The sequence below is a fragment of the Aeromonas sp. TS_SC_11 genome (genome assembly GCF_057318915.1).
Map to the genome: position 1 here is coordinate 821,005 of NZ_CM170470.1, position 13,336 is coordinate 834,340.

Annotated in this window: 15 protein-coding genes; 5 read left to right on the forward strand and 10 right to left on the reverse strand. The window is 56.5% G+C overall.

Annotated elements, in window-relative coordinates; translation table 11 throughout:
• Window positions 1-76 precede the first annotated feature (76 nt).
• The 4 genes from AC1P02_RS03885 to add all read left to right on the forward strand — a co-directional run bounded on the left by AC1P02_RS03885 (window position 77) and on the right by add (window position 4,365).
• A complete protein-coding gene (locus tag AC1P02_RS03885; RefSeq protein WP_282789527.1) occupies window positions 77-658 on the forward strand; it encodes a DUF4124 domain-containing protein in 582 nt (193 codons plus the stop codon).
• A gap of 80 nt (window positions 659-738) precedes the next feature.
• Window positions 739-1,794: a nitrogen regulation protein NR(II) gene (glnL, locus tag AC1P02_RS03890; protein WP_043136455.1), complete on the forward strand. Its 1,056-nt coding sequence runs from the start codon at window positions 739-741 to the stop codon at window positions 1,792-1,794.
• Between the two features lie 9 nt (window positions 1,795-1,803).
• Window positions 1,804-3,222, forward strand: a complete 1,419-nt coding sequence (glnG, locus tag AC1P02_RS03895; RefSeq protein WP_005319876.1) for a nitrogen regulation protein NR(I) — start codon at window positions 1,804-1,806, stop codon at window positions 3,220-3,222.
• Window positions 3,223-3,363: 141 nt separating this feature from the next.
• On the forward strand, window positions 3,364-4,365 hold the full coding sequence (gene add / locus AC1P02_RS03900; protein ID WP_282789526.1) for an adenosine deaminase: 1,002 nt from the start codon (window positions 3,364-3,366) through the stop codon (window positions 4,363-4,365).
• Between the two features lie 76 nt (window positions 4,366-4,441).
• Here the strand turns inward: add and hemN are convergent, their stop codons facing one another.
• The 4 genes from hemN to AC1P02_RS03920 form a co-directional block, all read right to left on the reverse strand.
• Window positions 4,442-5,815, reverse strand: a complete 1,374-nt coding sequence (gene hemN / locus AC1P02_RS03905) for an oxygen-independent coproporphyrinogen III oxidase (RefSeq protein ID WP_087756724.1) — start codon at window positions 5,813-5,815, stop codon at window positions 4,442-4,444.
• 30 nt (window positions 5,816-5,845) lie between these two features.
• Window positions 5,846-6,286: a DUF2489 domain-containing protein gene (locus tag AC1P02_RS03910; protein WP_034523570.1), complete on the reverse strand. Its 441-nt coding sequence runs from the start codon at window positions 6,284-6,286 to the stop codon at window positions 5,846-5,848.
• An 11-nt stretch (window positions 6,287-6,297) separates the two neighbouring features.
• Window positions 6,298-6,879, reverse strand: a complete 582-nt coding sequence (gene yihI, locus AC1P02_RS03915; protein ID WP_005319890.1) for a Der GTPase-activating protein YihI — start codon at window positions 6,877-6,879, stop codon at window positions 6,298-6,300.
• 829 nt (window positions 6,880-7,708) lie between these two features.
• Window positions 7,709-8,326 carry a c-type cytochrome gene (locus AC1P02_RS03920; protein ID WP_021138654.1) on the reverse strand — a complete coding sequence of 206 codons (618 nt, stop codon included), beginning with the start codon at window positions 8,324-8,326 and terminating at the stop codon, window positions 7,709-7,711.
• A gap of 142 nt (window positions 8,327-8,468) precedes the next feature.
• On the opposite strand from AC1P02_RS03920, the gene yihA reads away from it, so the two are divergent.
• On the forward strand, window positions 8,469-9,122 hold the full coding sequence (yihA, locus tag AC1P02_RS03925) for a ribosome biogenesis GTP-binding protein YihA/YsxC (RefSeq protein ID WP_005319896.1): 654 nt from the start codon (window positions 8,469-8,471) through the stop codon (window positions 9,120-9,122).
• A 500-nt stretch (window positions 9,123-9,622) separates the two neighbouring features.
• Here yihA and spfP read toward each other — a convergent pair whose 3' ends face one another.
• From spfP to purE, 6 genes are all read right to left on the reverse strand, one after another.
• Window positions 9,623-9,670, reverse strand: a complete 48-nt coding sequence (gene spfP / locus AC1P02_RS03930) for a small protein SpfP (protein ID WP_462101308.1) — start codon at window positions 9,668-9,670, stop codon at window positions 9,623-9,625.
• Window positions 9,671-9,913: 243 nt separating this feature from the next.
• The gene (locus tag AC1P02_RS03935; protein WP_017412967.1) at window positions 9,914-10,174 is read right to left on the reverse strand and encodes a DUF1488 family protein; all 261 of its coding nucleotides are present in this window, start codon (window positions 10,172-10,174) and stop codon (window positions 9,914-9,916) included.
• A complete protein-coding gene (gene aroE, locus AC1P02_RS03940; protein ID WP_485184178.1) occupies window positions 10,171-10,992 on the reverse strand; it encodes a shikimate dehydrogenase in 822 nt (273 codons plus the stop codon). Before aroE ends, AC1P02_RS03935 begins: the two co-directional genes overlap by 4 nt.
• A 103-nt stretch (window positions 10,993-11,095) precedes the next feature.
• The gene (gene hemF / locus AC1P02_RS03945; protein WP_021138656.1) at window positions 11,096-12,004 is read right to left on the reverse strand and encodes an oxygen-dependent coproporphyrinogen oxidase; all 909 of its coding nucleotides are present in this window, start codon (window positions 12,002-12,004) and stop codon (window positions 11,096-11,098) included.
• A gap of 106 nt (window positions 12,005-12,110) precedes the next feature.
• A complete protein-coding gene (gene tsaC / locus AC1P02_RS03950) occupies window positions 12,111-12,671 on the reverse strand; it encodes an L-threonylcarbamoyladenylate synthase type 1 TsaC (RefSeq protein WP_485184180.1) in 561 nt (186 codons plus the stop codon).
• Between the two features lie 99 nt (window positions 12,672-12,770).
• The gene (gene purE / locus AC1P02_RS03955) at window positions 12,771-13,274 is read right to left on the reverse strand and encodes a 5-(carboxyamino)imidazole ribonucleotide mutase (RefSeq protein ID WP_005319907.1); all 504 of its coding nucleotides are present in this window, start codon (window positions 13,272-13,274) and stop codon (window positions 12,771-12,773) included.
• Window positions 13,275-13,336 lie beyond the last annotated feature (62 nt).

Consider the following 13,336-nt stretch of genomic DNA (forward strand, 5'->3'; position numbering starts at 1 on the left):
GGAACTTGACCAAACCCGCCAACAGGCGGGTTTTTTCTCTGATAGGATTAAGCAAAATCCCGTCAAGGAGAGATGGATGAAAAACGCATGCCCCCTATGGGTTCTGGGACTTTTGCTGTTGACGAGCACCGCCGCCCAGGCCACCAAGATCTACTTCTGGACAGACAGCAAGGGCGTCGTTCACTACACGGATGCCCCCCCTCCCGGCCAGCAGGCCAAAGAAGTGGATCTGCGTGTTGCCCCTCTCATTGGTGGTGCCCCCCGCTCGGTGCAGGTGGACAACTTCAACAGCCTGACCGGCGTTGATGCCAAAAAAGAGGAGGAAGCCGCCAAGCTGGTAATCGAAATGCTCTCCCCGGAACAGGGCAGCACACTGCGCGACAACACGGGCAATGTGGTGTTCCAGGGGCAGATAAGCCCCAAACCGCCGACCCAGTACGACGTGCGCCTGACCCTGGATGGCAAGGCGGCCCCCATCGTCAGCAACGGCCTGGCTATTCGGGTCGAAAACCTTGATCGCGGCGCACACGAGGCACAACTCGAACTACTCGCTAAAGACGGTACGATCCTTGCTAAATCAAGGGTAGTCACCTTCTACCTGCACCGAGCCAGTATCAATCCGGCACCTAAAGTGACCCCGCTCCCCAACAAGGGGTGATCCTGTGCATCGATACGGGTAGACTAAATGCACCACGTTGGTGCATTACTGGTGTATAGCACCGTTTTAGGGAGAAACCTGTGCCAACCCGCCCGGATCAAGCCAAGATACTGCTCGATAACTTGCTGACCGCCGTCATCCTGATGGATGAGCGGCTCTGCATCCAGTTCGTCAACCCGGCGGCCGAACAACTGCTCTCCCTCAGCCAGCGTCGGCTGATCGGGATCGAGCTGCCCCACCTGCTGGAACATATCTCTCTCGATTTGCAGCGCCTCAAGCAGTGCCTCACCTCGGGGCAGGGTTTCACCGACAGCGAAGTGACCCTGGTGGTGGAAGGTGAACCCAGACTGGTGGAGATGAGCGTAAGCCCGCTCGCCGACCATGAACAACGGCTGATGGTGGTGGAGCTGCGCAAAATTGATCAGCAGAAGAAGATCAGCCAGGAGCTGCAACAACATGCCCAGCAACAGGCGGCCAAGGAATTGGTGCGCGGGCTGGCCCACGAGATCAAGAACCCGCTGGGTGGCCTGCGCGGCGCGGCCCAATTGCTGCAAAAAGAGCTGCCGGACCCGGCGCTGCGCGAATACACGGGCATCATCATAGAGCAGGCCGACCGACTGAGGGTGCTGGTCGATCGCCTGCTCGGCCCTCAGCGTCCGGGTCGCCACCAGATGCACAATGTTCACTCCGTGCTGGAGCAGGTGCGCCGTCTGGTGGAGCTGGAGCTGCCACCCACTGTGCGCATAGAGCGGGATTACGATCCCAGCATTCCCGAGTTCGAGATGGAGCCGGACCAGCTGCAGCAAGCCTTTCTCAACATGGTGCGCAACGCCGCCGAGGCCATAGGTGAACAGACGGGGCTGATTCGCATCAAGACCCGCACCGCCTTCCAGATCACCATCCACGGTCAGCGCTACCGGCTGGCGGCCGAGATCAAGATCATCGACAACGGCCCCGGCATTCCCGATGCCATCCGCGACACCCTCTTCTACCCCATGATCACCGGCAAGGAGGGGGGAACCGGCCTCGGCCTCTCCATCGCCCAGAACCTGATTGATCAGCACAAGGGGCGCATCGACTGCATCAGCTGGCCTGGCCACACCGAATTCACCATTTTTCTACCGCTTCGCAAATAAGGGAACGTCATGACAGCAAAAGTGTGGATCGTCGATGACGACAGTTCTATCCGCTGGGTACTGGAACGCACCCTCGGCAGTGAAGGCTTCGAGTGCGAGAGTTTTGCCGATGGCGAGGCTCTGCTGAGCTCGCTGGAGATACGTTCGCCCGATGTGATCCTCTCCGATATCCGCATGCCCGGCATCGATGGTCTCAGCCTGCTGGAGCAGATCCACCGCCGCCAGGCCGATCTGCCCATCATCATAATGACGGCCCACTCGGATCTGGACAGCGCGGTCAACGCCTATCAGAGGGGCGCCTTCGAGTACCTGCCCAAGCCGTTCGACATCGACGAGGCGGTCACCCTGGTGCGCCGTGCCGAGAATCACCTGAAAGAACAGCGCACCAAGCGCAAGGCACGCCAGCAGGAGACGGCCACCACACCTGAAATCATCGGCGAAGCGCCTGCCATGCAGGAAGTGTTTCGCGCCATCGGCCGGCTGTCGCGCTCCAGCATCTCCGTGCTGATCAACGGCCAGAGCGGTACCGGCAAGGAGCTGGTCGCCCACGCGCTGCACAAGCACAGCCCGCGCGCCCACAAGAACTTCATCGCCCTCAACATGGCCGCCATCCCCAAAGATCTCATCGAATCCGAGCTGTTCGGTCATGAAAAAGGGGCCTTTACCGGTGCCAACAACATTCGCCACGGTCGCTTCGAGCAGGCCGATGGCGGTACCCTGTTTCTCGATGAAATCGGCGACATGCCGCTGGATGTGCAGACCCGCCTGCTGCGGGTGCTGGCCGATGGCCAGTTCTACCGGGTCGGCGGTCATCAGCCGGTGCAGGTAGATGTGCGGATCATCGCCGCTACCCACCAGAATCTGGAGAAACGGGTGGCAGACGGTGAATTCCGGGAAGATCTGTTCCACCGCCTCAACGTAATCCGCATTCATATTCCGGCCCTCAAGGAGCGCCGCGAGGATATACCTCAACTGGCCCAGCACTTCCTGCTGCGCGCCGCCAAGGAGCTGAACGTGGAGGCCAAGAGCCTGCACCCGGATACCCAGGCCTACATCAGCCGTCTCGCCTGGCCGGGCAACGTGCGCCAGCTGGAGAACGTCTGCCGCTGGCTGACGGTCATGGCCTCGGGTCAGGAGGTGCTGGTAGGGGATCTGCCCGCCGAACTGCTGACCCCCATCACCAACACGGCCGAGCCCGGCCAACCTGCCCTGCCCGGCTGCTGGCAGCAGCAGTTGCAAGACTGGGTCGCCAGTAAGCTGGCACTGGGGGAGACCGACATCCTGGCCGATGCCCTGCCCCAATTTGAGCGGATCATGCTGGAGACGGCACTGGATCACACCCATGGCCACAAACAGGAGGCTGCCCGCCTGCTTGGCTGGGGTCGCAACACCCTGACTCGCAAGCTCAAGGAGCTCGACCTCTCCTGAGCCCTCTGGAAAAACGATTCCCATCACGCCTTGGCAAATCCCTGACCAATAAGACCCCGTTTGATTTCAAACGGGGTATCTTTTTTGAGAGCCCTGCCTAGAATGGCAGGCTTTCAAACCCGACTCGAAGAAGGCGCCATCATGATTGACAGATCTCTCCCCCTGACCGACCTGCACCGCCATCTGGACGGTAATATCCGCGCGCAGACCATCCTCGAGCTGGGCCGTCAGCACAATATCCAGTTGCCAGCCTTTGAGCTGGAAGCACTTCGCCCCCACGTGCAGATCGTCGAGAATGAGCCGAGTCTGGTCGCCTTCCTGAAGAAACTGGACTGGGGCGTGGCCGTGCTGGCCGATTACGATGCCTGCCGCCGTGTTGCTTACGAGAACGTGGAGGATCTGCTGCGTGCCGGTATCGACTATGCCGAGCTGCGCTTCAGTCCCGCCTACATGGCCATGACCCACAAACTGCATCCACAAGGTGTGGTGGAAGCCATCATTGACGGCGTTGCAGCTGGCAGCCGCGACTTTGGCATCAAGACCAACCTCATCGGCATCATGAGCCGCACCTTCGGCACCGAACAGTGCCGCAAGGAGCTGGACGCCTGTCTGGCCCATCGCGACAAACTGGTTGCCGTCGATCTGGCCGGTGACGAACTGGGCTTCCCGGGCGAGCTGTTCACCGAGCATTTTCGCAAGGTCCGTGATGCGGGCATGCGCGTCACAGTACACGCAGGCGAAGCGGCGGGCCCCGAAAGCATGTGGCAAGCCATTCGCGATCTCGGCGCCGAGCGCATCGGCCACGGCGTCAAGGCGATTGCGGATCCTGCCCTGATGGCCTATCTGGCGGAGCACCGCATCGGCATCGAATCCTGCCTCACCTCCAACATACAGACCACCACGGTCGCGAACCTGACCGAGCACCCAATCCGCCAGTTCCTGGCTGCCGGTGTGCTGGCCTGTCTCAACACCGACGATCCTGCGGTCGAAGGGATAGACCTGCCCCACGAATATGACGTGGCTGCCCCGGCCGCCGGCATGACCGCCAGCGAGATCCGCACCGCCCAGCAAAACGGTTTGACCCTCGCCTTCCTGAGCGATGGCGAGAAAGCCGAGCTGAGCGCCCGCGCCGCCCGCCGCTAAACCTTGAACCGTTTGCTTACCCCATAAAAAAACCGCCGAAAGGCGGTTTTTTTATCTTCAGTGCAGGGCTGCCTGTTCAGATCACCCGGGAGAACTGCTGCTGGCGCGCCTTGTTGCGCAGGTAGACATCGAAACACATGCAGATATTGCGAATGAGCAGCTGACCGGTGGAGACCACTTCCAGCCCATCGTCGGTCATGCGCACCAGACCGTCGTCGATAAAGGTCTGCAACAGCTTGAGATCATCGGCAAAATACGCCTTGAAGACCAGACCATAAGCCTGCTCGACGGCGGCGAAGTTCAGGCTGAAATCGCAGATGAGACGTTTGATCACCTCGCGGCGGATCAAGTCGTCCTGATTGAGGGAGCACCCCTTCCACTGGGCATGCCCCAGCTCTTCAACCTGGGCGTAGTAAGCTTTGAGCTCTTTTTGGTTCTGGGAATAGGCATCGCCAATCATGCTGATGGAGGAGACCCCCAATCCAAGCAGATCACAATCTCCCTGGGTGGTGTAGCCCTGGAAGTTGCGGTGCAACTTGCCTTCACGCTGCGCCACCGCCAGCTCGTCATCAGGTTTGGCGAAGTGATCCATGCCGATGAACTGGTAGCCCTGACCGGTGAGGAAGGCGATGGTGTCTTGCAACATGGCCAGCTTCTCCCTGGGGGCCGGCATGTCTTCCTCTTTCAGCTTGTGCTGGGCGGCAAAGCGGCTCGGCAGATGAGCGTAGTTGAATATGGAGAGGCGGGCCGGATCCGTCTTGAGCACTTCCTCCAGGGTGTGGTGGAAGCTCTCCCTGTTCTGGTGCGGCAGGCCGTAAATAAGATCGAGATTGGTTGAGCGAAAACCCAGTGCGCGGGCGCGCTCCAGCATGGCGCGAATGAAGTCGTTATCCTGCTCGCGGTTGACCGCAACCTGGACTGCCTTGTTGAAGTCCTGTACACCGAGACTGATGCGGTTGAACCCCACCTCTCGCAGCACATCCAGCATGGTGAGTTCGATTTCACGCGGGTCCACCTCTATGCTGATCTCCCCTTCCTCCGCGAACTGGAAGTGCTCGCGCAACATGGCCATCAGGCGACGGGTCTGGGCTTCGTTCAGATAGGTAGGCGTACCACCACCCCAATGCAGCTGGGTCACCAGCCGATGCTTGAACAGGGGCGCCTGCGCCTTGATCTCCTGTTCGAGGTAGTCGAGGTATTGATCGGCCTTGTGCTGGTGACGTGTGATCACCTTGTTGCAGCCGCAGTAATAGCAGAGCTTGTGACAGAAGGGGATGTGTACGTAAAGCGACAGGTTGCGCGCCGGGTACTGGCCTGCGGCGCGGACCAGGTCCGGATAGCCGAAGCTTTCGTTGAACTCCAGCGCGGTGGGATAGGAGGTGTAGCGCGGGCCGCTGTAGTTATATTTTTCGATCAGGGCCTGATCCCACACAATCTGTTCTGCTTGCACGCTTGCTTCCTCTTTTTTGTTATCCAGGGCTCAGCGGCTTAACTGAAAATCCTTCAGTTGGGCCACATCCTTGAGGATCTGTGCCTCCAGCTCGGCCTCATAGCCACTGCGTTCGAGATCCATCTTCATTACTTCATTGCGCTTGAGGGCACGTCTCGCCTCATGAGTCGGCATCTCTTTCACCTTCTCATAGAGACTGTACAGACCCGGAAATTCGCTGGCAAAAACGCGCCCTTCCTTGATCTGCAAGGCATCCAGCAAATTGGTCAGCCGAATGGCACCTTCGGAATAGTCGCACTGACCATCCCGCACCGCATGGGCGATCACCCGTACGCTGTCGAGAATGCGTTCATTGCGCGCAGCTATGGCCTGCTGCTGCATATCGCGCTGGCGCTTGAGACGAGCCAGCAGGGTACCGGCATACACCGCCAGTCCCAGCAAAATCAGGCCGCCCAACGAGGCGGCCAGCATCCATCCACTCATCACTTTTTCTTCGGCTCTGGCTTGGGCTCAGGCTGATAGTCGACCTGAGTGAAACGATCCCACAGCTCCTCTTCGGAGGCGGGCTGGGTCGGCGCCTCATAACTGGCATCGTCGAATGAGCCGTCGTCTTCTTCGTCATCATCGTTGTCTATGATGCCAAGCTCATCCATCAATTCCTGATAACGATCGACACGCTGGTCAACCCAGGCCTGCTCGGTCGCTTCCAGGGTCTCGCCAGCATCGAGGCGATCCAGCAGGTCATTCAGGCGATCATCATTCTCGATGGCAGCCAGCTCCTGCTCCGGCGTCATCACCAGCTTCTTCTCTTTCGCAGGCTTGGGCGCAACTGGCTTTGCACCTTTCTCGTCTACGATCAAGGCGACCGGCTTGCGGGAACCGATACGTGGATCCTTGGCCTGCTTGCCATTGTTGTTCTTGCTGGATTGCTCTGCCTGCTGGCGGGAACCCGCCTTCAAGCCCTTACGCTTGGCAGCGCGTTTGCGCTCACGGCCGTCCAGGGCACTGGCATCTGATTCTTTGCGCTTACCGGTTGGCTTGCGATTGGGTTGTTTAGCCGACATGAATGACTGACTCCGACAAATAACTGGATTGAAGCCCGCACCCGGGATGAGAATCATCCGGGGAAGATACAGACACGGGAACAGTGGATTAGAAACAAGAGTGGGATCCCGCACCAATCCGGCCATTGCTGGCCTCTGAACACCGCAGGATCGGTATCCTCTGGGCATGTTGCTGGTATTTTGACACAGAATGGCTAATCGGGTTAATGACCCAAAAGAAAAAAGGCAGCCGAAGCTGCCTTGATATGTTTATGCGAGTCCCATCCCTGGCTGCAAATCACCCTGTCCGTGGTGATACCTCTGCGCATCATATCTTTGTATGTGGTCATCCTGACCTTAATTGGTCGATCCTGAATGTGCGTGTGCTTGCTTTGACCCATGGGGACGACATCCGGTCATCACTCTGGGGTGGTTGCATCCCGCAGCCCGGCTCTTCCTGAGCAGTCACCATCCTGGTATTTCAATCCTTTGCCTGTCATTTGCGTGGTTCTGTGGCATCCCGCCAAATCGACATCCTGTCTTCACAACATCCCGGTCGTGAATGGCCCTGTGGGCCGCTCCATATATCCACTGTATCAACTTAATAAAGCGGCTCAATCCACCGATAACGTTTTCAAACGGAGATAAACCTATCACTCTTATTTAACATATTGAAATTAATGAATTATTAAAAATAATTTTAAAAATGTTTAAGCCTTGACCAGGCCGATGAATGGGGAATCTCTTACAGCAATGCGAGAAAAACTGGCCAAATGGAGTTAAAGGTCAAAAAGAAACGAGGAGCCAGTGGCTCCTCGTTCATATCAATGGGGTACATCATCAGACATGATCAGTGCAAACCGGCCACATATTTGGAAAGCGCTTCGATGTCCTGATCAGTCAGCTTCTTGGCAACATCCTGCATCATGCCATTCGGATCATTATCACGGGCAGCCGCACGAAAGGCGGTGAGCTGAGCCTTGATATACGCAGGATGTTGGCCGGACAGACTTGGATATTTAGCCTGTTCTATACCTGATCCACGCGGACCATGACAGGCAGTGCAGGCAGCCAGACCACGGCTCATGTCTCCACCCATATAGAGCGCTTTACCCGCTGCTACAGCATCATCAGGCACCGCTATCGGTGTTACCTTCTGGCTGGAGAAGTAGGCAGCAAGGTCTTCCATGTCCTGTTCAGACAAGGGGAGAGCCATAGGCCCCATGATAGGTGCGACTCGACCAATTTGGCCAGAAGCTGCAGCCTTCAGTTCAACTAATTGCTTTTTGATATATGATGCGTGCTGACCAGCAATCTTGGGATACATATCAACAAGGCTGTTTCCGTCCGGTCCATGACAAGCCGCACACACGGCAGCCTTGGATTGTCCCGCAGCGGCATCGCCCTTGGCTTGTGCCATCCCCGTTACGCCAACCATCAGAGCAAGAGTAATGACTAGGTTCTTCATGGCGTTCCAACTTCTCGTTATTAGGCTTCCAGATCCCATGCCGCTGAAGGCATGTTAAAATAAACGCGTTTAAGCGACGTCATTTTACACGATTTCACAAAAAAGTAACTCTATAACCCTCTATCTCTATGGGGAATTTACGTTGGATACACAAACTCTGAATTTCAATAAGGTGCATTTTGTGACCAGCGCACCCGACATCCGCCACCTGCCAAATGATGGGGGTGTCGAGATTGCGTTTGCCGGCCGTTCCAATGCCGGTAAGTCATCTGCATTGAACACCTTAACGAAACACAAGAACCTGGCTCGCACCAGTAAAACACCGGGTCGCACCCAGTTGATCAACCTGTTTGAACTGGAGCCGGGCAAGCGTCTGGTCGATTTGCCGGGCTATGGTTATGCGCAAGTTCCGCTGGAAATGAAGCTCAAGTGGCAAAAGTCACTGGCAGAGTACCTGCAGCGCCGCGAGTCATTGAAAGGCCTGGTGATCCTGATGGACATCCGCCACCCGCTCAAAGATACCGACATGAACATGCTGGAGTGGAGCTCACACCGTGAATTGCCGGTCATGCTGCTGCTGACCAAGGCTGACAAGCTGAGCCCTGGTCCCCGCAACAATCAGGTCATCAAGGTACGTCAGGCCATTGCCGACCTGGGCCCACAGATCCAGGTGGAAGCCTTCTCCTCCCTTAACAACATAGGGGTGGAAAAATTGGCCCAGACTCTGTCTGGCTGGTACTTGGCGGGTGCTGATGAAATTGCCGATAACGATGAGCAAGAGCAGGTTGAGGAATAATACATTCCTCCATCTTCCTGCTGCTTCTCTCTTGCAATTAGCGGAGCTGACCCTCCGCTGATTGAAAGACTTTCAGTTCAACTGCTTCCTGCCAACGCTCAATCCCCACCGATATGTCCTTCTAGCAATCCAAGTAAAAACATTATTAATCAATAGGATGTGAGGTTAATTTCAATTAATAATTAACTTCACATCCACATGATAACGGTTTCATATTTTTGCTATCAAACGGCAAGCACATCACGCAAGAAGTACCAAAATGAAATTTAATTACACTTCGAGGTATGGAAGGGATAAAAATGAAGCCAGTACCACTGGTGCAGTACCGGCCTGAAACAATCAGTTCAAAAATTGGGAAGAAGCTAAATCTTGAGAACAAAGACGACTGGTTTTCCTCAAGAAGCCCTTTCATTCTAGCAAATACTTGCCAAAACTAAAGCATTTACTCTAAATTTGGTGCATAAAAAAACACCCCGACGAATACTCATCGGGGCAGCTATTCAGCCACATTCAATTACGTGAAATAAAAGGTCTGAAAGATAGAACATCTTACCTCTGTACCCTACGTCGCTAACTGTATAGCAAAGCAGCAAAAAGTGAAAGTAATTTATGTAATTAAGTTTCACGAAAGAAGAATTGGTAAAAACCACTTACTTTTCATGCAGATAAAAAAATCCCCAGTACGAATACCGGGGAGTTATAAAGGTGACTAGCTAGCACTTCCTCAACTATCTAGTTAGTCAGCGGTATTTCTCACAAGTTCCGCCGCTTTGAGAAAAAACTTGGAACACTCAGAGGTAGATGGATCCATCCTCTGCAAACTCTTGTTCTTCAATGAGTTTCTCAGCAATATCTTCAATGTCAAAACGAACGCTCTCGAAAGCACGCAGTATGTCCTCCTCCTTGACGAGGGAGAGTCCGGTCATTTTTTCCAGGCGCCGACGACTGATGTAGCAATTGATCAATGCCCCCATCTGCTGGGCTGGAAAATGTATCCTCTGTTCATCCGGCTGCCAGGCAGCCAGTTCGGGAAACAGGATGCCTTGATTCATAGAGTCCCCAGATTTCGTTTCAGCTCTCTCAATACCTGTTTAGTTCCTGGGCGGATTCCTCGCCACACGGTGAATGCTTCAGCCGCCTGTTCAACCAGCATACCCAGCCCATCCATGGCCTGACGGGCACCGTACTGTTTGGCCCAGCTGATGAAAGGGGTATCCATGGATCCATACATCATGTCGTAGATGGCAATATCCGCGTGGATCAGTGCAGGGGAGAGGGGCGGCAGCTCCCCTTGCAGGCTGGCGGAGGTGGAGTTGATGATGAGATCAAACGCCCCCCCCAGTTGCTCGTAGGTCAGAGCCGTCACCACCCCCAGATCATGAAACTCGGCCGCCAGTTGCTGCGCTTTTGCGTGCGTTCGGTTGGCAATCACCAGTTCTGTCGGATGCTCGGCCAGCAGCGGAGCCAAAGCACCACGGGCGGCTCCCCCGGCCCCCAGCAGCAAGATCCGGCTTCCGGCCAGAGTCACACCATGAGACTTCAGGTCCGCCACCAGACCAGCACCATCGGTATTGTCTCCCAGCAGTACGCCGTCATCGGTCAGCTTGATTGTGTTGACGGCGCCCGCCCGTTTGGCTCGGGGGCTCAAGCTGTCAACCAACGCAAACGCCTGCTCCTTGAACGGCACTGTGACATTGCACCCCTTGCCCCCTTGGGCAAAGAAGGCTAGCAGGGTCGTAGCAAACTCGTCGACGGCAGGTTCAGCCAGACCATACTCCAGCTCTTGCTGAGTTTGTCTGGCAAACAGGGTATGAATGAAGGGGGACTTGCTGTGGCGCACCGGGTGGCCAAAAACCAGATAACGATCCATCAAAGAGTTCCATCAGAAGGCAATATTCCGATTTAACGGGTTTTCGCACTCGGGAACAAGCCGAATATCGGTCAATAAAAAGGGGCCGTCATGGCCCCTCGGGTCACAGCCACTCTCGCGGCGTGAGGTAGTCTGTGTAGAGCAAGGCCTCCGGGCTGCCCGCTTCCGGCTGCCAGTCATACTCCCAACGTGCCAGTGGCGGCATCGACATCAGAATCGACTCGGTACGTCCACCGGTCTGCAACCCGAACAGGGTGCCCCGGTCGTACACCAGATTGAACTCGACATAACGACCGCGGCGATAGAGCTGGAACTCCCGCTCCCGCTCGCCATAGGGCTGCGCCTTGCGTCGCTCGATGATCGGCAGATAGGCATCGAGATAACCCCGGCCTACCGCCTGCATAAAGGCGAAGCAGTCAGCAAAGGGCCAACGATTCAGGTCGTCGAAGAAGAGGCCACCCACCCCCCGCGTCTCGTTGCGATGCTTGAGGAAGAAGTAGCGATCGCACCAGGATTTGAACTCGGGGTAAATATCTTCGCCAAAGGGTTGGCAGAGATCGCGTGACACTCGATGCCAGTGCTGCACATCCTCGGCAAAGGGATAAAACGGCGTCAAATCGAAACCACCACCAAACCACCAGATAGGCTCCTCGCCCTCTTTCTCGGCAATGAAAAAACGGACATTGGCATGGCTGGTCGGCACATAGGGATTGTGAGGATGGATCACCAGCGACACCCCCATGGCCTCAAACTTGCGACCGGCCAGCTCGGGCCTATGAGCCGTCGCCGAGGCTGGCATGGCATCACCATAGACATGGGAAAAGTTGACCCCACCCTGCTCAATCATGTCGCCGTGGCGCATTACGCGGGTTCGACCACCGCCACCGCCCTCACGGGCCCAGGCATCCTCAACAAAGCGCCCAACGCCGTCGGCCTGCTCCAGGCTTCGGCAGATCTCGTCCTGCAACTGCAACAGGAAGGCCTTGACCTGGGCCACATCCGGTTTGCTCATCTTGTCTCCAGTCAGGCAGGATCTTGAACGCCCTGTCCATTTTATTGTGATGTCACGCCATGAGCTCCACGCCCATCGGCATTACTGCAAAAAAGAGTCTGTCCGCTCAGGAGGGACGAATGACGGCGCCGGTACGGGCGTCCTTGATCTCGGATGGGTTAGCTTGCCCACCCACTTCACCGGGCAGGATATAGGCAAGCTTGCTTGCCAGCAGCTCACCGATATCGGCGACCCGACGGGCGGGCTCTTCACCGGTCAGGTTGGCGCTGGTAGAAACCAGGGGCTTGCCGAAGGCGCGGCACAAGGCCTGCACCTGTGGGTGTGCGGTGACTCGCACAGCCAGCGTATCAAACTGGCCGGTTAGCCAGGTGGGTGTCGTGGCGCGAGCGGGCATGATCCAGGTAAAAGGACCGGGCCAACTGGCTTCAACCCGAGCCAGTTGTTCACCGCTAAGTTGGCTCAGATCGATGTAATCCTGCAATTGCGCCACGTCGGCAGCAATCAGGATCAACCCCTTCTCTACCGGACGCTGTTTGATGGCCAACAATCGCTGCACCGCCACTTCGGAGTCGGGATCACAACCCAGACCAAACACGGCCTCGGTTGCATACGCGATCACCCCTTTGCCGTGAAGGGCGGCAACCGCTTGTTCAAATTCAGTAGACATAGGAAAAATGCGGCAGCCTGGCTGCCACCTCATTACTTGGTTGAGTTAAGCCTGCAAGGCGACAACCGCACCATATACAGCGGGCTGTCACCTCATCACTTACTTGAGTTGGGCCTGCAGGGCGGCATCCTTGGCCATCACCTCTTCGGCATTCTTCTGGCGTTCGGCACGTACTTTGGCTGCCAGTTCATCATCAGCCACCGCCAGCATCTGGGCTGCTAGGTAACCTGCGTTCTTGGCACCGGCCTTGCCGATCGCTACGGTTGCCACTGGCACGCCACCCGGCATCTGCACGGTGGAGAGCAGTGCATCCAGCCCCTTGAGCGGACCACCGTCGATGGGCACCCCGATCACGGGACGGGTGGTGATGCCGGCAACGGCACCCGCCAGGTGAGCCGCCAAACCGGCAGCACAGATAAAGACCTTGCAACCACGGGACTCGGCATCGGTCACATACTGATGGGTCGCAGCCGGAGTACGGTGCGCAGAGGTTACTTTCACTTCCACTGCGATATCAAACGACTTGAGGATCTCAAGGGTGGATTGCATCACGGGAAAATCAGAGTCAGAGCCCATCAATACGGCAACAAAAGGTTTATTCATGGTGGGAATTTCCTTACTCCAAGTGGGGGGTTGAAGTGCGCCGAAAACGTTTCAATTTGGTT